Here is an 18,029-nt window from a genome sequence, read left to right on the forward strand (position 1 = left end):
TCAGGCGTCGGCGCGGGCGACCATGTTGAGGAACTTCCGGGTCCGCTCCTCGCGGGGGTTCTCCAGGACCTCCGCCGGCGTGCCCTCCTCGACGACGCGCCCGCCGTCCATGAACACGACCTTGTCGGCCACCTCGCGGGCGAAGCGGACCTCGTGGGTGACGACGATCATCGTCATCCCGGCGTCGGCCAGCCGGCGCATGACCGACAGCACCTCGCCGACCAGCTCCGGGTCCAGGGCGGAGGTCGGCTCGTCGAACAGCATGAGCCGCGGGGTGATCGCCAGCGCCCGGGCGATGGCCACCCGCTGCTGCTGGCCACCGGAGAGCCGGTGCGGGAGGTGGTGGACGTGCCGGTCGAGGCCGACGTCGGCGAGCAGTCCGAGCGCCGTCGCCCGGGCCGTCTCCGGCTTCTCGCCGAACACCTCGACGGGCGCGATGGTCACGTTGTCGATCACCGGCAGGTGGTCGAACAGGTTGAAGTGCTGGAACACGAAGCCGATCCGCGCCTTGGCCCGCGCCCGGTCCAGCCGGTCGGACGGCTTGAGCGCACCGTCGACCCGGCGGTACCCGACGTGCTCGCCCTCCACGAGGATCTCGCCCCCGTCGACGGACTCCAGGTGGTTGACCAGGCGGAGGAACGTGCTCTTGCCCGACCCGCTCGGTCCCATGAGGACGACCACCTCGCCGCGCCGCACCGTGAGGTCGACGCCGCTGAGGATCTCCCGGTCGCCGTAGGACTTGCGGACGCCGCGGGCGGTGACGACCTCCTCGCTGCCGGCCTCGGCGAGGCTCTGCTGGGCGATGACCGCGGTGACCCCCCGGTGCGCCCGGGCCTCGGCGACGGCCGCCTCGTCGGTGGCGGCGGCGTCGTTCGCGCCGGCAGGGGCACCGGGACCGCCGGTGAGCGGGGCGTCCGGGCCGGACCCGCCGTCCATCTCGCCACCCCGGCGCCGGCCGCGGATCCCCAGCATCCGGGCCATCACGCCGTTGCGCTCGGTGACCTCCCGGTCGAGGGAGTACCGGCGCTCCAGCATGTTCTGGACGATGCTCAGCGCGGTCGTGATGAGCAGGTAGATCGCCGCCGCGGCGCCGAAGATGGGGAAGAACTGGAAGGTCTGCGACACGAAGGTCTGCGCGACGAGGGTCAGCTCCTCGACGGCGATGACGGAGGCGAGCGACGTGGCCTTGAGCAGGGAGATGGTGTTGTTCCCGAGCGCCGGCACGATGGCCCGCAGCGCCTGGGGCAGCACGATCCGGCGGAGGGTGAGCACCGGCCCCATGCCCAGCGAGTGCGCCGCGACGACCTGGCTCGGGCCGACCGACCGGATGCCACCCCGGATGATCTCGCCGGCGAAGGCCGCCTCGTTCAGCGCGAAGCCGATGACCGCGGTCCAGAACGACGAGAGCGGCACGCCGATCGCCGGGAACATCACGTAGAAGAAGACCAGCTGCAGCAGCAGCGGCGTCCCCCGCATGAACCACACGTAGAAGGCGGCCGGCCAGCGCAGCCAGGCGTGCTTGGACTCGCGCATGAGCGCGAGCAGGAGCCCCAGCACGAGTGCTCCGGTCATCGCCAGGGCGGCGATCTGGACGGCGACCCAGGCGCCCTCCCAGAGGGCAGGCAGTCTCAGGTAGTACCAGAAGTCGGCCATGTCGGTCTCTCAGTCCGTTCGGATGGGTGTGCTCGGGGCCCCCGCTCGGAGGTCACCGGGTCACTGGACGATCTCCGGGTCGATGACGGCGTCGGCGGAGAAGCCCCACTCCTCGGCGATGGCGACGACCTGGTCGTCCTCGTGCATCGCGACGAGGGCGTCGTGGATGCCGTTGAGCAGCTCCTCGTTGTCCTTGCCGACGCCGATCCCGAACCGGAAGTCCGACACCAGGTCGAAGCCGACCTCGAGGCCGTCGAACTCGTCGGCCAGGTAGGCGGCCACACCGGTGTCGGTCAGGAAGACGTCGGCCCGCTGGTCGGTCAGGGCGCTCACCATCTGGTTGTTGGTGGTGAAGTCCAGCGTCTCGATGGCCGGCTGCCCGCCGGCCAGGCACTGCTCGTTCTGCTGGGCGGCCAGCTCGACCTCGACGGTGCCGACGACCTGGGCGACCGTGGTCCCGCACAGGTCCTCCAGGCCGCCGATGTCGGAGGGGTTGCCCTGCTGCACCACGGCCGACTGCGAGGCGTTCATGTACGTGACGAAGGAGACCTCCTGGGCCCGCTCCTCGGTGGCGTACATGCCCGAGGTGATCAGGTCGATCCGGTCGGACTGCAGCGCCGGGATCAGGCCGTTGAAGTCGGTCTTCTGGTACGTGTACTCGAAGCCGAGGCACTCGGAGACCGCGCGCATCAGGTCCGGCTCCAGGCCGATCACCTCGTCGGGCCGCGACTCGTCGACGAGGTTGTAGTAGTTCAGGCCCGGGGTCGAGCCGATGGTCAGGGTCTGCCCCTCCAGGTCGGGGTACTGCTCCCCGACGTCGGAGCAGGAGCCCGCCGCCTCGTCGGCCACGCCCTCCTCGGCCTGGGCGGCGACCGCGTTCTGCCGTTCACCGCCGCTGCACCCGGTGGCGAGCAGCGCCGCCGCCGCGGTCAGGACGAAGATCCGGGTGTTCCTCATGGGGTGTCTCCTCGGTCGGGGATCCGGTGACGGGGCTCGACGGGTGGGTGTCCCGGTGAGACCCGGATCACAGTCGCTGTCTGATTCTTTATACGGTATTAGCGAGGTGTCAAGGGAACGCCGCGGTCCGCCGCCGCACCCCGTCCGCCGTCCGCGCCGGGCGCCGGCCTCAGCGGTGCCCGCCGGGCGGGTGCTCCGCGACCCTGGTGACGACGGGGTCGTGCCCGCAGACGACCCGCGCGTCCGTGGCGGCCGCCAGCGAGACGAGCCTGTCCATCGACGCGCGCGCGAGCTCGGGGGTGGAGCCGCTGGTGGAGCCGCACCCCCGCCGGTCGATCCAGTTCTGGGCGAGTTCGGCCGCGTCGGACGGGAAGAGCCACGTGCCGGTCTGCGGGAGGTCGACCCGCAGCGACACGTGCCCGGGCGTGTGGCCCGGCGTGGACAGCGCGGTGACCCCCGGCGCGACCTCGGTGTCGCCGCTCAGGGACACCCAGCCGTCCCCCAGCGGCGCCCAGTCCGCCCGGTCGAAGCCCTCCTCGAAGCGGGGTGCCCCGGAGCGGGCGAAGGCGATCTCGTCCTCGTGCAGCGCCACGGGGACGCCGGCGGCGGCGAGCAGCCCGATCCCTCCCGCGTGGTCCCAGTGCAGGTGGCTGATGACCGCCAGCCCGAGGTCGCCGACGGTGAGGCCCACGTCGGACAGCGCGGCCCGCAGCGGTTCGCCGTCCCGCCCCCACGTCCACCGCCCCGGCCCGGGATCGGCCGGGAAGACCGGGGGGACGGCTCCCCGCTCCGGGGTGTCGCGGCCGCCCCGGTAGGTCTCGTCGACCCGGCGGGCGTCGTGGTTGGCCCGGCGCATGCCCGAGTCGAAGAGGACCCAGCCGTCGTCGGTCTCGACGAGGGCCCCGGTGATCGGCGCCCAGAAGAGCGTGTCCGGGTCCCCGGCGACCGACAGTGACTTGGGGATCAGCTCGGCACCGAAGGTGAGCACGAAGAGCCGCCGCGCCCGGCTCCCGGTCACCGGCTGTGCCCGGCGCGGACGGACGGCGGGGCCGGCGACCGCGACGGGTCGCCCGCGTACCCGCGCCCCGCTGTCCGGGAGGTGCACAGGCGCACCAGCACGAGGTAGACGGCGGAGGAGACCAGCAGGCCGGGGATCCAGGACAGGTCCGCGTCGCCCAGCGCCGCGGCGGCCGGGCCGGTGTACCACCCGTTGGCGACGAAGGGCACGGCCGCCGCGACGCCCACGGCGTAGGCGACGAGGGCGGGGACGTTGAACCCCGCGAAGGTCCAGGTGGCCGGGTCCCGGTAGTAGCGGCCGCGCCGGTCGAAGAACCCGCGCACGTCGTACTCCCCGCGCCGCACCAGGTAGAAGTCGAGCAGGTTGATCGCCCCCCACGGCACGAAGCCCAGCGTCAGGAAGGACAGGAAGTTGCCCACCTGCGCGTAGAAGTCCGCCGACGCCTGCAGCGCCAGGAAGGTGCCGAGCAGCAGGGTGGGCAGCAGCATGGCGATCCGCAGGCCGACCGACGGGCGGAACGTCCGGAACGACGAGGCCGCGGTGATCAGGTTCAGCATGCTGCCGTACAGGTTGAGGGCGTTGTTGCCCGCGATGGCCGCCGCGGTGACCAGGAGGACGACCGCGGCCAGCGCCCCGCCTCCGAGGACCTCCCCGACCGCCTGGAAGGTGTCGGTGCCGACGACCTGGGCGGCGAGGAAGACACCCAGCAGCTCCGACCAGACCGAGGCGAGGACCGCGCCCGCGAAGGTCGCGGTGAACGCCGCGCGGGCCGGGGTGTCGACCGGCAGGTAGCGGGAGTAGTCCGAGACGTAGGGCGCGTAGGTCAGCAGGAACGTCGCGATGATCCCCAGGGCGCCGAAGAACGGGCCGGGGGCGAACCCGGAGACGGTGAGGACGACCCCCTCCCGGGCGACGGTCACGGCGGTGACGACGGTGACGACGACGACGGCGGCTGCCAGGGGCCACACCGCCCACTTCGCCGTCAGGTGGATGGCCCGGTAGCCGAGCAGTGCCAACAGCAGGCTGATCGCCACGCTGACGAGGACGCCCTGGTTGACCGACACGGCGGGCGCGGCCGCGGCCAGCGCCTGGCCGCTGATGACCGCGGTGAGCGTGAAGAAGCCGGCGTAGAGGAGCGCCGCCAGCACCACGGGCAGCAGCGCGCCGTAGAAGCCGAACTGGCCGCGGCTCTGGATCAGCTGGGGGACCCCGAGCCGGGCGCCCTGGACGGAGTGCAGGGCCATGAACGTCCCACCGAGGACGTTGCCGAGGACCACGACGACCAGCGACCAGAAGACGTTGTTGCCCAGGGCCACGGCGAGGGCGCCGAAGACGGCACCGCCGATGTTGAGGTTCGCGGAGAACCAGACGGAGAACAGGTCCCGCGCCCGCCCCCGCCGGTCGGCCGGGTCGACGACGTCGATGTGGTGCTTCTCGAGGACGCTGCGGTCCGCTGCGACGGCTTCGCTCATCGGTGCTCCCTCCGGACGCCCCGGTACCCAGGGGTGACGGCCGTCGGCCGCGACGGGCTGGTGGGGCTCTCGACCGCCCCGCTCCTCGGCGGGGACGGCAGATCGTATAAAGAATACGAATGACGACCCGGAGGATGTCAACCCTCCGGACGCCGTGCGGTCAGCCGAGCTGCCAGCCGCCGTCGACCACGATCGACTGCCCGGTGACGTAGCCGGCCATGTCGGAGGCCAGCCAGACGTAGGCGTCGGCGACCTCCGCGGGACGCGCCATCCGCCGGCTGGGGATCCGCGCCAGCATGGCCTGCTCCACCGCCTCCGGCGAGGACCCGGTCAGGCGGGCGCGCTCGGCGATCAGGTCGCGGATCATCACGGTGTCGACCTGGCCGGGGCACACCGCGTTGACGGTGATGCCGCTCTCCCCCAGCTCGGCGGCCAGGCACTGCGCCAGCCCCACCACGCCGAACTTGCTCGACGAGTAGGCGGTGTTCTCGACCCCTCCCCGCAGGCCGAACAGGGAGGAGGAGACGATGATCCGGCCACCACGGCCGGCCTGCACCATCCGCCGCGCCCCCTCGCGACAGGTGAGGAACGTGCCGGTGAGGTTGACGTCGAGGACCCGGCGGTAGTCCGCCGCCGACAGGTCCAGGGCGCGCTCGAGCACCAGGATCCCGGCGTTGGCCACCAGGACGTCGACGGCCCCCAGCACGGCCTCCGCCTCGTCGAACGCGGCGGCCACCGACACCTCCTCGGTCACGTCCACGGCGACGCCGGCCACGCGGGCGCCGTCGGCCCGCAGGTGGGCGGCCGCCTCCCGCACCGCCCCCTCGGCGACGTCGGCCAGGACGACGGCGGCACCGGCGGCCGCCAGTCGCGCCCCCACCTCCCGGCCGATCCCCCGCGCGCCTCCGGTCACCAGCGCCACGCGCCCGTCGAGCAGTCCCATGAGCGGTCCCCTCCCCTGTCCCTGTTGCCCTGTCTTGAGATACTGTATAAACAATCTCCAGTCCGGTGCGACGGCCCGCGTCCGTCCGGCACCGCGCGTCCCGTCCGGCCACATCCCCCGTCCCGAGTGGAGAAGCCCGTGACCCAGACCGATCTCGCCCCGGCTCCGGCCGCGGACCCGCCGCCGCGCGACGAGCAGCTCCACCTGCTGCGGTTGATGCTGCGCATCCGGCGCTTCGAGGAGAAGCTCGCCTACCTGTTCAAGCGGGGGCGCCTGCCCGGGTTCGTGCACCTCTACCTCGGTGAGGAGGCGGTGGCGGTCGGCGTGTGCTCGGCGCTGCGCGCCGACGACCGCATCACCAGCACCCACCGCGGCCACGGCCACCTCATCGCCAAGGGCGCCGAGGTCGACCGGATGATGGCCGAGCTGCTCGGCAAGGTCGACGGCTACTGCCGCGGCAAGGGCGGCTCGATGCACATCGTCGACTTCGGGCTCGGCATCATTGGCACCAACGGCATCGTCGGCGGCGGCATCCCGATCGGCACCGGCTCGGCGTGGGGCGACAAGCAGCTCGGCCGGGACAACGTCACGGCGACCTTCTTCGGCGACGGCGCCTCCAACCAGGGCGTCTTCTTCGAGTCGATGAACCTCGCGTCGGTGTGGAAGCTGCCGGTCGTCTTCGTCTGCGAGAACAACCAGTACACCGAGTGGACGCACACCTCGAAGCTCACCGCGGGGCGGATCGCCGACCGCGGCCGGGCGATGGACATCCCGGGTGTCCAGATCGACGGCAACGACGTCCTGGCCGTGCGGCAGGCCACGGACGAGGCCGTCGCCCGCGCCCGGGCCGGTGAGGGCCCCACGCTCATCGAGGCCATGACCTACCGCTGGCACGGCCACAACGAGGGCGAGGAGGCCTTCGCCGGCGACTACCGCCCGCGCGAGGAGCAGGACCACTGGCGGGCGAGGGAGCCGATCGCCGCCTACCGCCGCCACCTGGTGGCCGCCGGCATCACCGAGGCCGACCTCGACGCCGTCGACGCCGAGGAGACCCAGGCCGTCGAGCGGGCGCTGGCCTTCGCCGAGGCCAGCCCGTTCCCGGACGCCGAGGAGGCGCTCCAGGCCCTCTACGCCCAGCACGCCGACGACGACCGAGGGGACATCTGAGATGACCGCCACCACCAGCGCCCCGCCGGCCGCCACCGCGCCGGCCGTGCGCCGCGAGTACTTCATCAAGGCGATGCAGGAGGGCCTGCGCGACGCCATGCGCGAGGACCCCACCGTCGTCGTCCTCGGTGAGGACGTCGACCGCTCGATCATCGGGGCCACCCGCGGCCTGATCCAGGAGTTCGGGGAGGACCGCGTCCGCAACACGCCCATCTCCGAGGCCACGTTCGTCGGGGCCTGCGTCGGCGCGGCCGCGGTCGGCCTGCGGCCGGTCGTGGACCTGATGGTCGGTTCCTTCTTCTACGTGGCCATGGACCAGGTGGCCAACCAGGCGGCGAAGCTGCGCTACATGTCCGGCGGCCAGGTCGAGCTGCCCATCGTCTACTTCACGATGAGCGGCCCCTCCGGCGCCGCCGCGGCCCAGCACAGCGAGAACCCGCACCCGATGCTCATGAACGTCGCCGGGCTGAAGGTCGTCATGCCGTCGACGCCCTACGACGCCAAGGGCCTCATGGTCACGGCGGTGCGCGACCCCAACCCCGTCGTCTACTTCCAGGACGCCGTGCTGGGCGGCACCAAGGGCGAGGTGCCCGAGGAGCCCTACGCGATCCCGTTCGGGGTCGCCGACGTGAAGCGGACCGGCACCGACGTCACCGTCGTCGCCATCGGTGCCCTGGTGCCCAAGGCGCTCAAGGTCGCCCGCGCGCTGGAGTCCGAGGGCGTCTCCGTCGAGGTCGTGGACCCGCGCACCCTGGTACCCCTCGACCGGGACACGATCCTGGCGTCGGTGGCCAAGACCGGGCGCCTGGTGGTGTGCGACAACGCCCGGCTGACCTGCGGCGTCGCGAGCGAGATCACCGCGATGGTCAGCGAGGCCGCCTTCGGCTCGCTGAAGAGCGCTCCCCAGCGGGTGGCCTGGGAGGACGTCCCGGTGCCGTTCTCCCCCGTGCTGGAGAAGCGCGTGCTGGTCGACGAGCAGGAGATCCGCGCCGCCGTGCAGAAGACCCTGGAGGGCTGACCCGTGGACGTCGTGCTGCCCAAGTGGGGGATGACGATGCAGGAGGCCGTCGTCGGCGAGTGGCTGGTGGCCGTGGGTGACGAGGTCAGCGAGGGCCAGCCGCTGGTGACCGTCGAGTCGGACAAGGTGGACGCCGACGTGGAGTCCCCCGGGTCCGGCGTGGTCGCCGAGATCCTGGTCGAGACCGGCGAGACGGCCGAGGTCGGCGCCGTCATCGCCCGGCTGCAGTGACCGCGGCGGGCGCGCCGGCGGTCGCCGACCGGCTGGTGCCGCTCTCCCGGGTGCGCCGCGCCGTGGTGCGCACCGTCCTCGCCTCGGCGGCGGTGCCGCAGTTCACCGTCGAGCGGACCGTCGACGTCCGGGCGGTCCAGCAGCTGCGCGCGGCCGGTGGGCGCCGCTTCTCCCTCAGCGACGCGCTGACCGCCGCCACGGCCGCCGGGTTGGTCGCCCACCGCCGGCTCAACGCCTCCTGGACCGAGGAGGGCATCGTCGAGCACGGGGCGGTCCACGTGGGCCTGGCGGTGGCGGTGGAGGACGGGCTGGTCGTCCCGGCCGTCCGCGACGCCGACCGCCGCACCCTGGGTGAGCTGGCCGCCGAGCGGGTCCGGCTCACCGCGGCGGCCCACGCGGGCACGCTGCGCCCCGACGACGTCTTCTCCACCACCTTCACCATCTCCAACCTCGGCCCGCACGGGGTGCACCGCTTCCGCGCCCTCGTGCTCCCCCCGCAGGCGGCCGTCCTCGCCGTCGGCGCGGTGGTGGACGGCCGGCTCGAGCTGGCCCTCTCCTGCGACCACCGCGTCGTCGACGGCGCGCCGGCGGCCGGCTTCCTCGCCGAGGTCGCCGACCGGCTCGAGGACCCCGCCGGGCTCCCCGGTGCCCTCCCCGATGCCCTCCCCGATGCCCTCCCCGATGCCCTCCCCGATGCCCTCCCCGATGCCCCGGAGGCAGTCTCGTGACCCTCACCGCCCGGACCCGTTCGCGGGCCGACGCCAGCCTGGACCTGGCGCTCACCGTCCTCGCCGGCGTCCGCGCCGAGGCCGAACGGCGCGGCGCCGCCATGGGAGCCGCGGTCGTCGACGCCGGCGGCAACCTCGTCGCCGCCATCCGCATGGACGGCGCGCAGCTGGTCGCCCTCCCGCTGGCCACCGACAAGGCCTACACCGCGGTCGCGCTCGACGCGCCGACCGAGACGTGGGCGGGGTCCACCGCGCCCGGCGGCGCGGACTGGGGCATGTCCACCGCGCTGGGCGGGCGCCTGGTGGTGTTCGCCGGCGGACTGCCGATCCACGCCGACGGCGCCCTGGTCGGCGGGGTGGGTGTGAGCGGGGCGGCCGCCGCCGTCGACCGCGCCTGCGCCCTCGCCGGGCTGGCCGCTGCCGGGCTGGAGGGCTGACCGTGGTCTCGGTGCTGGTCGCCGGCGGAGCCCGCGGCATCGGCCGGGCCGTGGTGCGGGCGTTCCGCGAGCGCGGCGACGCCGTCCTGGTGGCCGACCGGGACGGGGACGGCGCCAAGGCGACCGCGGCCGAGGACCTGCCCGGACCGGCGGCCCCCTTCGTCGCCGACCTGGCCGACCCCGGGGCGGCAGCCGAGGCGGTGGCCGCGGCCGCCGCGCACGGCGACGGGCTGGACGTCGTCTTCGCCAACGCGGGCCTGCTGCTCGCCCGGCCGCTCCCCGACTGGACGGTCGAGGACTGGGACCGCTCGCTGGCGGTCAACCTGCGCGCCCCGTTCCTGCTCACCCAGGCCGCCCTGCCCCACCTGCGCGCCTCCGCCGTCCCCCGCGTCGTCATCACCTCCTCGACCGGGGCCCTGCGCGGACACGCGGGCATGCCCGCCTACCACGCCTCGAAGGCCGGGGTCCTGAACCTGGTGCGCGCGCTGGCCGACGAGCTCGGACCGGAGGGGATCACGGTCAACGCCGTCTGCCCGGGCTGGATCGACACCCCGTTCAACGACGCGTTCTGGGACCACCAGGACGACCCCGCCGGCGCGCTGGCCCGGCTGGAGGCCGCCATCCCGCTGCGGCGGCAGGGCGTCCCCGAGGACGTCGTGGGCAGCGTCCTCTTCCTCGCCTCCCCCGGCGCCGCCTACGTCACCGGCCAGGCCCTGGTCGTCGACGGCGGCTACAGCGCCGTCTGAGGCGCCCGTCCCGTGACCGTCCCACCAGGAGGGCGACCGTGTCGCACCGGCTGCTGCTGAACGAACCCGCCCGGCTCGGGTGGCCCGCTCCCCCACCGCGCCCGCCTGCGGGCGACGGTCCCCCCGGACCGCGGGAGTTCCACCGCCTGCTGCCCGGCTACCGGCCCACCGAGCTGCGCGATCTGCCGTCGCTGGCCGAGCGCCTGGGCGTCGGGTCGGTGGTGGCGAAGGTGGAGACCCTCCGGATGGGCCTGCCGGCCTACAAGATCCTGGGCGCCTCCTGGGCCACCTACCGCGCCGTGCTCGCCGCCCGGGCCGAGCCCGTCAGCGCCTGGTCTGACCTCGACGGGCTGAAGTCGCAGCTCGGGGACCTGGCCGGCACCCGCCTGGTCGCGGCCACGGACGGCAACCACGGGCGCGCCGTCGCGCGGATGGCCCGGCTCCTCGGCTGGGAGGCGCACGTCCTGGTGCCCGCGGGGACGGCGCAGGCGCGCATCGAGGGCATCACCGGCGAGGGGGCCGGCGTCGAGGTGGTCGACGGCAGCTACGAGGACGCCGTGACCCGCTCGGCCACGTACGCCGACGAGCGCACCCTCGTCGTCTCCGACACCGCCTGGGAGGGCTACCGGGACGTGCCCGGCTGGGTGGTCGACGGGTACGCCACCGTCTTCGCCGAGGTCGACGACCAGGTCGCCGAGGCCGGGCTGGCGCCGCCCACCCACGCGGTGGTCCCGGTCGGGGTCGGCAGCCTGGCCGCCGCCGCCGCGCACCACCACGGGCCCCGGGGGACGACGCTGGTCTCCGTCGAGCCCACGTCGGCGGCCTGCGTCATGGCCTCGGTGGCGGCCGGCACCTCGGTGGAGGTGCCCGGCCCGCACACCTCGAGCATGGCGGGGCTGAACTGCGGGCTGCCCTCGCCCCTGGCGCTGCCGGTCGTGCGGGACACCTTCCGCGGCCTGGTGGCCATCGACGACGCGTGGGCCGAGGAGGCCATGCGGGTCCTCGCGGGACTCGACCTCGCCGTCGGCGAGTCGGCCGCGGCCGCTCTCGGCGGGCTGCTGTGCCTGCGGCCGGAGGAGTCGGCCGCCCTCGGCCTGGACGCGTCGGCCTCGGTGCTGCTGGTGCTCACCGAGGGCGTCACCGATCCGGTGAACTACGCGCGGGTCCTGGCCGGGTCGCGAGCGGCGGAACGATGATCGGCGCGCTCCGGCCGGTGATCCCGCGCCGTCCGTCCGGTCAGGCAGAATCGTTCTGGAACCAAGGGGGCACCACCGTGACCACGAGCACGTCGACGCCGCAGCACGGCCACCCAGCACTCGCGTCCCTCGACTCCGGCACGCTGCCGGCCCGGATCCACGAGATCCTCGAGGACGCCATCATCCAGGGCGTCTTCGCCCCCGGCGAGCGCCTGCACACCGACCGCCTGGCGGCGCAGTACGGCGTGAGCCGGATCCCGGTGCGGGAGGCCATGCGCTCCCTGCACGAGGCCGGCTGGGTCGACATCCGCCCGCGCTACGGCGCCTACGTGCGCGAGCGGTCGGGAGAGGAGCTGACCGCGCTCTTCGAGGCCCGGGCCGTGATCGAGGGGGCCATCGCCGAGTGGGCCGCCCAGCGCCGCACGCCGGCCGACCTGGAGGCGCTGCGCCGCGTGGTCGACCGCAGCCGGCGGCTGCTGGAGCTCGGGGACGACGAGGCCCTGGAGCGGTCGGGCTCGGACTTCTACGCGGCGATGCGGACGGCGTCCCGCAACGAGGTGCTGGGCACCCTCTCGACGGAGCTGCACAAGCGCGCCCGCTTCTACTTCCACATGGTCGCCGGCGACCTCGGCAGCGACTGGGTCTCGCTGCACGAGCAGCTCGCCGACCTCGTCGGCCGCGGGGACGCGGCGGAGGCCGGCCGGCTCGCCCGGCAGCACGTGCTCGACACCGGGGAGGCGGTCGCCCAGCTGCTCGGGGAGCAGGACGCGCGCGAGGCCCGCTGAGCCGCACCCGTCTCCCGGCAGGCCCGGGACCGGCCGGAAGCCCCTACCCAGGCCGGGTCGCGGTCGGGACGCTGTCCCCACGCCGCCGGACCGCCGGACGCCGACGGCGCCCCTCCCCGAGGAGGACGCATGACGGTGCAGGAGCAGGCGACGGTCCCGATCCGGACGCCCGACCAGCGGCTGCGGGTGTTCGTGAGCTCCACCCTCACCGAGCTCGCCGGGGAGCGCGCCGCGGTGGCGCGGGCCGTCACGGCGCTGCGGCTGACCCCGGTGATGTTCGAGCTCGGGGCCCGGCCGCACCCGCCCCGTGAGCTGTACCGGGCCTACCTGGCGCAGTCCGACGTCTTCATCGGCCTGTACTGGCAGCGGTACGGCTGGATCGGACCCGACATGGACGTCTCGGGCCTGGAGGACGAGTTCCGGCTGTCGGGCTCGATGCCCCGGCTGCTCTACGTCAAGGAGCCGGCCCCCGAGCGGGAGGCCCGGCTGACGGCCATGATCGGCGAGCTCCAGTCGCAGGGGACCGACTCCTACCGGCCGTTCCGCACCCCCCGGGAGCTGGCCCGGCTGGTCCGCGACGACCTCGCGCTGCTGCTGAGCGAGCGGTTCGCGACGGCGGAGCGCACCGGCGCCCCCTCCCCGGGATCCCCGCCCGCGGACCGGCCGGCGACGCGGACCCTGCCGCTGACGTCGACGTCGCTGATCGGACGCGAGCAGGACATCGCCGCCGTCACGGCGCTGCTGGCCTCCCCCGAGGCGCGGCTGGTGACGCTCACCGGCCCGGGCGGGGTGGGCAAGACCCGGCTGGCGATCGCCGTGGCCGAGCGGGTGCAGGCCGGCTACCCGCGCGGGGCGGTGTTCGTGCCGCTGGCCTCCGTCGACGACCCGGCGCGGGTGCTGCCGCGCGTCTCCGCCGTCCTCGGCCTCCCGCCCGACGCCGCGCGCCCGCCCCTGGAGGCGCTGGCCGAGCACCTCGCGGAGGCGCCGACCCTGCTCGTCCTGGACAACCTCGAACAGGTCGTGGCCGTCGCCGCCGATCTCGACGGCCTGCTGGCGCGCTGCCCCGGCCTCACGATCCTGGCCACCAGCCGCACCGCCCTGCGGCTGCGGGCCGAGCGGGAGTACGCGGTGGGGCCGCTGACGGTGCCGGAGCCCTCCCGTCTGCCGACGACGGAGGAGCTGGCCGCGCTCCCCGCCGTCCGGCTGTTCGTCGACCGGGCCCGCGCGGTCCGCTACGACTTCGCGCTCACCGAGGACAACGCGCCGGCGGTGGCCGAGATCTGCCGGCGCCTCGACGGGCTGCCGCTGGCCATCGAGCTGGCGGCGGCGCGCACCCGCCTGCTGCCCCCCGACGCGCTGCTCGCGCGGCTCGGCACGCGCCTCGACGCGCTGGGGTCCGGGCCGGTCGACCTGCCCGAGCGCCAGCGCACCCTCCGCGCGGCCGTCGAGTGGAGCGTCGGCCTGCTGACCGACGCCGAGCGCCGGATGCTGGCGACCCTGTCGGTCTTCGCCGGGGGCTGGAGCGCCGAGGCCGCCGCGCACGTCTCCGGCCTGCCGGAGGACACCGCGCTGGACCTGCTCGACGCGCTCGCCCGGAACAGCCTGGTGACCATCGACCTCACCGACGCCGGTCCCCGGTTCCGCATGCTGGCGGCGGTGCGGGAGCTCGCCGCCGAGCGCCTCGCCGGCAGCCCGGACGCCGACGGCGTGGCCCGCCGCCACGCCGAGTACGTCGTCGGGCTGGTGGAGCACGCCGACTGGCCCACCGAGCACCAGGGCGAGTGGGCCGCCCGCCTGCGCACCGAGGAGGAGAACCTCCGGGTCGCCATCCGCTGGTTCCTCGCGCACGACATCACGCCGCTCCCCCACGTCTTCCGCATCCTCTGGCTGTTCTGGCAGATGCGGGGGCGCATGCCCGAGGGCCGGGCGTGGATCGACGAGGTCCAGCTGCGCGCCGCGGCACTGGACGACCGGGGCCGGGCCGAGCTGCTGCTCACCTCGGCCGTCACCGCGGTCGAGGTCGGCGACGACGACCGTGCGCTCACCGCCGTCGACGGGTTGCGCGCCCTGGAGGGCCGCTTCGACGACCCGTACCTGGTCGACTCCGCGCAGCTGGCCGTCTCGTGGATCCTCCCGATCACCGGCGACCTCGACGGCGCGCTGCGGATCGCGTCGTCGGCCCTGGAGGGCCTGCGCCGCCAGAACGAGCCCTTCGCCGCGTTCGCCGCCCTGACCGTCGGCATGCTGGAGATGGCGCTGGACCGGGACGACGCCGCCCGCGCCCACCTCGCGGAGGTCGACGAGCACGGTGGGCGGCTGGACAACGAGTGGCTGACGGCGACGGCCCGCACCCAGCTGGCCACCCTGGCGGTGCGGTCCGGCGACCTCGACGAGGCGCAGGCGCTGCTGGTCGCGTCGGTGGACGGGGGCGAGGACGCCGAGGTGAGCACCCTGACGCTGACCTTCGCCCTGGTCGCCGCCGCCGGGCTCGCGCTGGCCAGGGGCGACGCCCGCCGCGCCGCGACGGCCCTCGGCGCGGCCGACGGGCTGCGCCGGCGGGCGGGGCTGCGGGCCTGGCCGTCGGCGCGGCCGGGCGAGGCCGCCCTCGCCGGCCGCGTGGCGGACGCCGTCGACGCCTCCCACTTCACCGATGCCTTCACCGACGCCTTCGCCGCCGGCGCCGCGCTCGACCACCGCCGCGCGGTCGCCCTGGTCCGCGGCCGGTAGCCGTCCCGGAACCCCCGGGGGTCAGGGCAGCGCGCCGACCTCGCGGAGGACCGCGAGGACCTCCGGCAGGTCGGAGAACGCCTCGCGGACGTCCTCGGGCTCGGCGACGGTGTGGGCGTTCTCGGCGACGTAGCGGGCCAGCGCGGCGTCGAAGACGTCGTGCCCCGCGCGGTCGCGGGCCTCCACCAGCGCGGCGCCGCCGCGGGTGTAGACGGTGTCGTAGTACGCGCTGCTGGGGCGGTCGAACTCCGCGGCCCAGTAGGTCATCGACCCACCCACCGGCGGGTCGTCCCCCGCCGAGCCGTGCGCGTAGGGCTCGTCGTCGTCGGCCACCACCTGGGCGAACGTCGCGAACGACTCGTCCAGCCACGGGTGCTCGCCCTGGTCGTTGCCCACCAGCCCGTAGAACCACATGTGCGCGAGCTCGTGCGTCACCAGCCCGCGCCGCTCGGCCGGGACGACGTCGCCGAACTGGATCGCCCCGGGGAACTCGATGCCGCTCGTTTGGCTGGAGAGCACCACCACCTCCAGGTCGTCGTAGGGGAACGGGCCCAGCAGCTCGACGAGGTCGCCGGTGGACGCCTCGATCTGGTCGAGCCACTCCTCCCCGGTGCCCTCCTCCACCTCCCGGTCCAGGCCCACCCGCACGCGGACGCCGTCGATCGTCCGCTCGGTGACGTCCAGGTCCCCGACCGCGACGGCGACGTCGCGCACCGCCGGGGCGGTGAAGCGGTGCACGGTCGTCCCGTCGGGCCCGTCCTCCGTCCCCTCCGCCTGCCCGGTGCCGAGGACCTCGAGGCCCGACGGCGCGGCGACCTCCAGCGACCGCAGCCGGAAGTCCTCGCTCACGGCGGTCTCCCCGGCGACCGGCACGGCGGGCCCGCGTTCCCAGCCGCGCCCGCGCTCCCACGCCAGCAGGGGGAACGCCGTCGCGAACCAGGCGACCTCCGCGTCGGAGGAGGTCCCGACCCGCTCGTCGACCTCCTCGCCCAGCTCGACGTCGAAGCGCAGCTCGGCGGTGACCGTCTCCCCCGCCGCCACGCACTCCTCGAGCGGGACCTCGACCAGGGTGCCGGGCGCGTCCTCCGGCGCACCGGCGGCGACGTCGCGGACGTCGACGTCGCCGCCGGCGACCCGCACGCCGGACACCGTCAGCGAGCTGCCCGCCTCCGCGGTGGCGGGCTTGTTCGGCCACGCCCGGAAGACCAGCTCGCAGGTGTCCAGGTCGGGCGTGAACTCGACGACCTCGCGCCCGGCGACCGAGGCGAGGTCCTCGGCGACGTCGAAGCGCAGGTCGACCACCGGGCGGTCGGGCCGGGGCTCGGCGAGCGCGGGCCCCGGGGCGCCGGGCTCCTCCTGCGTGTCCGGGGCCGCCGCGGTGCACCCGCTCGCCAGCACCACCGACCACGCCAGGACGACCGTGGACCACCGACGACCTCCGCGCATCCCCGTCCTCGCGAGCTGGCCACCGGGTGGCTCCGACCGGATCTCTCCCCGATCATCCCCGAAGCGCGCGACACGCGGGACGGTCGACGAACGCAGCACCGGTCGTCGGCAGGCTCACCGCGGCCCGTGGGGCGGGTGGTGCGGACGGGGCGGGTGTGACCCAACCCGCTCTGGTCGGCACGGAGTTGATCTGTCAGCCTCGTAGCGTCACAGTGCAATCACGGTCCGTCGTCACTGGCGGACGTCCGGAGGCTTCCCCACCCGTGCGCAGTTCCCTCTCCGCAGCCGGCCGTCGGGCCGGCGTGCTCGCGGCCGCGGCTCTCGTCTGCCTGGCCACCGCCGCCTGCGACCCCGTCGGCCTGCAGCTCGGCGCCGCCGCCCCGTCGGGTGCCGCCGACGCGAGCAGCCAGGCGGGGACCGCGTCGCCGGCCCCGCTCGCCGACGCCGCCCCGAGCAGCACCGTCCCGGCGCCCGCGCCGACTCCGCCGGCGGAGGTCCCGGTCGAGGCGACGGTCCCGGCCCCGGTCGAGACCCCGGCGACCGAGCCCACCGAGTCCACCGAGGTCGTCGAGCCGCCGGCCGGGGACGCGCCGGCGCCGGACACGGCGGACGAGGAGACGGGCGAGGACCGGGGCGAGGAGGTGGCCGAGGAGGTGGCCGAGGACCAGCGGACCGCCGCGGCCGCCGGCACCGGCCGCAGCGGCACCGCCCCGACGGCGTCCCGCTCGTCGGGCGCCCCGGCGGGCGCCGCCGCGGCAGCGCCCGCGGCCGGCGGCTCCACCGGCGGCTCGGGCGGGTCGTACACCGACCAGCCACGCCAGTCGTTCCGGGCCGGCAACGGGCAGACCGGCAACTTCCTCCTCTACGCCGCGGGGATCGACCCGACGCGCCCGGTGGGCCTGGTCGTCTACGTCGACGGGACCGGCGAGTACGGCGTCGACAACCCGGACTCCTCCTACGCGCTCGGCGGCCCGTCGGGGCTGGTCGCGACCAGCCGCGCCCGCAACACGGTCACGCTGGCCGTCGAGAGCCCGAACCAGTCCTGCGAGTGCTGGCACACCGGTGACACCGCCGCCTACGCCGACTTCCTGGCCGAGCTGATCGAGCGCCAGCTGGCCGCCTACCCGGTCACCGACGTGTGGCTGGCCGGCTTCTCCTCCGGCGCGCAGGAGATCACCCGCTTCCTCGTGCCGCGGCACCCCGAGCTGCTGCGCCTCGGCGGCGGCTGGGTGGTCTTCGGTGGCGGCGGCCCGCCCGCGGACGGCGGGGCCGCGGTGACCGCCGCCCGCATGGCCGGGGTCCGCGGCCACTGGTTCACCGGCACCGCCGACACCGCCGTCCCGCTGACCGCCTCCTGGGGCGCGCAGGCCGGGGAGCGCTTCTACGCCGACCGCGGCGTCGTCACCTCGCACGAGTGGCCGGCCGGCGTCGGCCACGGGCTCGACGGCCGGCTGGGCCGCACGGTGGGGCAGCTGGTCGACGGCTCCTGACCGCCGTCCCGGGGC

The 18,029-nt window shown here is 75.0% G+C and carries 16 protein-coding genes; 10 read left to right on the forward strand and 6 right to left on the reverse strand.

All coding sequences use genetic code 11. The features are described from left to right. The 5 genes from ACI780_RS11460 to ACI780_RS11480 all read right to left on the reverse strand — a co-directional run bounded on the left by ACI780_RS11460 (position 1) and on the right by ACI780_RS11480 (position 6,043). The gene (locus tag ACI780_RS11460) at positions 1-1,653 is read right to left on the reverse strand and encodes an amino acid ABC transporter permease/ATP-binding protein (RefSeq protein WP_456871864.1); all 1,653 of its coding nucleotides are present in this window, start codon (positions 1,651-1,653) and stop codon (positions 1-3) included. 60 nt (positions 1,654-1,713) lie between these two features. Continuing rightward, positions 1,714-2,610, reverse strand: a complete 897-nt coding sequence (locus ACI780_RS11465) for an ABC transporter substrate-binding protein (RefSeq protein ID WP_456871863.1) — start codon at positions 2,608-2,610, stop codon at positions 1,714-1,716. Between the two features lie 169 nt (positions 2,611-2,779). Further along, the gene (locus tag ACI780_RS11470) at positions 2,780-3,628 is read right to left on the reverse strand and encodes an N-acyl homoserine lactonase family protein (protein ID WP_456871862.1); all 849 of its coding nucleotides are present in this window, start codon (positions 3,626-3,628) and stop codon (positions 2,780-2,782) included. Continuing rightward, a complete protein-coding gene (locus tag ACI780_RS11475; protein WP_457003005.1) occupies positions 3,625-5,100 on the reverse strand; it encodes a purine-cytosine permease family protein in 1,476 nt (491 codons plus the stop codon). Before ACI780_RS11475 ends, ACI780_RS11470 begins: the two co-directional genes overlap by 4 nt. Before the next feature lie 160 nt (positions 5,101-5,260). Then, positions 5,261-6,043, reverse strand: coding sequence for an SDR family NAD(P)-dependent oxidoreductase (locus ACI780_RS11480; protein WP_457003007.1), 783 nt, complete (start codon positions 6,041-6,043; stop codon positions 5,261-5,263). Positions 6,044-6,181: 138 nt separating this feature from the next. Here ACI780_RS11480 and ACI780_RS11485 point away from each other — a divergent pair, with 138 nt between their 5' ends. From ACI780_RS11485 to ACI780_RS11525, 9 genes are all read left to right on the forward strand, one after another. After that, a complete protein-coding gene (locus ACI780_RS11485) occupies positions 6,182-7,210 on the forward strand; it encodes a thiamine pyrophosphate-dependent dehydrogenase E1 component subunit alpha (RefSeq protein ID WP_457003009.1) in 1,029 nt (342 codons plus the stop codon). A gap of 1 nt (position 7,211) precedes the next feature. After that, positions 7,212-8,228 carry an alpha-ketoacid dehydrogenase subunit beta gene (locus tag ACI780_RS11490; RefSeq protein WP_456871858.1) on the forward strand — a complete coding sequence of 339 codons (1,017 nt, stop codon included), beginning with the start codon at positions 7,212-7,214 and terminating at the stop codon, positions 8,226-8,228. 3 nt (positions 8,229-8,231) lie between these two features. Further along, positions 8,232-8,459 (forward strand): biotin/lipoyl-containing protein, encoded by a 228-nt coding sequence (locus tag ACI780_RS11495; protein WP_456871857.1) that lies wholly within the window; start codon positions 8,232-8,234, stop codon positions 8,457-8,459. Further along, entirely contained in the window at positions 8,456-9,187 is a 732-nt protein-coding gene (locus ACI780_RS11500) for a 2-oxo acid dehydrogenase subunit E2 (protein ID WP_457003012.1), read from the forward strand. The genes ACI780_RS11495 and ACI780_RS11500 overlap by 4 nt, the downstream gene beginning before the upstream one ends. Further along, the gene (locus tag ACI780_RS11505; protein ID WP_456871855.1) at positions 9,184-9,624 is read left to right on the forward strand and encodes a GlcG/HbpS family heme-binding protein; all 441 of its coding nucleotides are present in this window, start codon (positions 9,184-9,186) and stop codon (positions 9,622-9,624) included. Before ACI780_RS11500 ends, ACI780_RS11505 begins: the two co-directional genes overlap by 4 nt. A 2-nt stretch (positions 9,625-9,626) precedes the next feature. Continuing rightward, the gene (locus ACI780_RS11510) at positions 9,627-10,370 is read left to right on the forward strand and encodes an SDR family NAD(P)-dependent oxidoreductase (RefSeq protein ID WP_457003014.1); all 744 of its coding nucleotides are present in this window, start codon (positions 9,627-9,629) and stop codon (positions 10,368-10,370) included. Between the two features lie 38 nt (positions 10,371-10,408). Next, complete coding sequence (locus ACI780_RS11515; RefSeq protein ID WP_456871853.1) at positions 10,409-11,566, forward strand: diaminopropionate ammonia-lyase; 1,158 nt, start codon at positions 10,409-10,411, stop codon at positions 11,564-11,566. Positions 11,567-11,643: 77 nt separating this feature from the next. After that, entirely contained in the window at positions 11,644-12,351 is a 708-nt protein-coding gene (locus ACI780_RS11520) for a GntR family transcriptional regulator (protein ID WP_457003016.1), read from the forward strand. Positions 12,352-12,480: 129 nt separating this feature from the next. Beyond that, positions 12,481-15,078 carry a DUF4062 domain-containing protein gene (locus ACI780_RS11525; RefSeq protein WP_457003018.1) on the forward strand — a complete coding sequence of 866 codons (2,598 nt, stop codon included), beginning with the start codon at positions 12,481-12,483 and terminating at the stop codon, positions 15,076-15,078. A gap of 21 nt (positions 15,079-15,099) precedes the next feature. Here ACI780_RS11525 and ACI780_RS11530 read toward each other — a convergent pair whose 3' ends face one another. Next, complete coding sequence (locus ACI780_RS11530) at positions 15,100-16,524, reverse strand: M1 family aminopeptidase (protein ID WP_457003020.1); 1,425 nt, start codon at positions 16,522-16,524, stop codon at positions 15,100-15,102. 263 nt (positions 16,525-16,787) lie between these two features. On the opposite strand from ACI780_RS11530, the gene ACI780_RS11535 reads away from it, so the two are divergent. Next, the gene (locus ACI780_RS11535) at positions 16,788-18,014 is read left to right on the forward strand and encodes a hypothetical protein (RefSeq protein ID WP_457003022.1); all 1,227 of its coding nucleotides are present in this window, start codon (positions 16,788-16,790) and stop codon (positions 18,012-18,014) included. Positions 18,015-18,029: the final 15 nt, after the last annotated feature.

It is taken from the genome of Geodermatophilus sp. SYSU D00814, assembly GCF_054050055.1.

Excerpts from the sequence above, each read along its gene's own strand:
- ACI780_RS11465 (WP_456871863.1), bottom strand. The coding sequence starts at position 2,610 with ATGAGGAACACCCGGATCTTCGTCCTGACCGCGGCGGCGGCGCTGCTC.
- ACI780_RS11475 (WP_457003005.1), bottom strand. The coding sequence starts at position 5,100 with ATGAGCGAAGCCGTCGCAGCGGACCGCAGCGTCCTCGAGAAGCACCAC.
- ACI780_RS11525 (WP_457003018.1), top strand. The coding sequence starts at position 12,481 with ATGACGGTGCAGGAGCAGGCGACGGTCCCGATCCGGACGCCCGACCAG.
- ACI780_RS11460 (WP_456871864.1), bottom strand. The coding sequence starts at position 1,653 with ATGGCCGACTTCTGGTACTACCTGAGACTGCCTGCCCTCTGGGAGGGC.
- ACI780_RS11480 (WP_457003007.1), bottom strand. The coding sequence starts at position 6,043 with ATGGGACTGCTCGACGGGCGCGTGGCGCTGGTGACCGGAGGCGCGCGG.
- ACI780_RS11490 (WP_456871858.1), top strand. The coding sequence starts at position 7,212 with ATGACCGCCACCACCAGCGCCCCGCCGGCCGCCACCGCGCCGGCCGTG.
- ACI780_RS11530 (WP_457003020.1), bottom strand. The coding sequence starts at position 16,524 with ATGCGCGGAGGTCGTCGGTGGTCCACGGTCGTCCTGGCGTGGTCGGTG.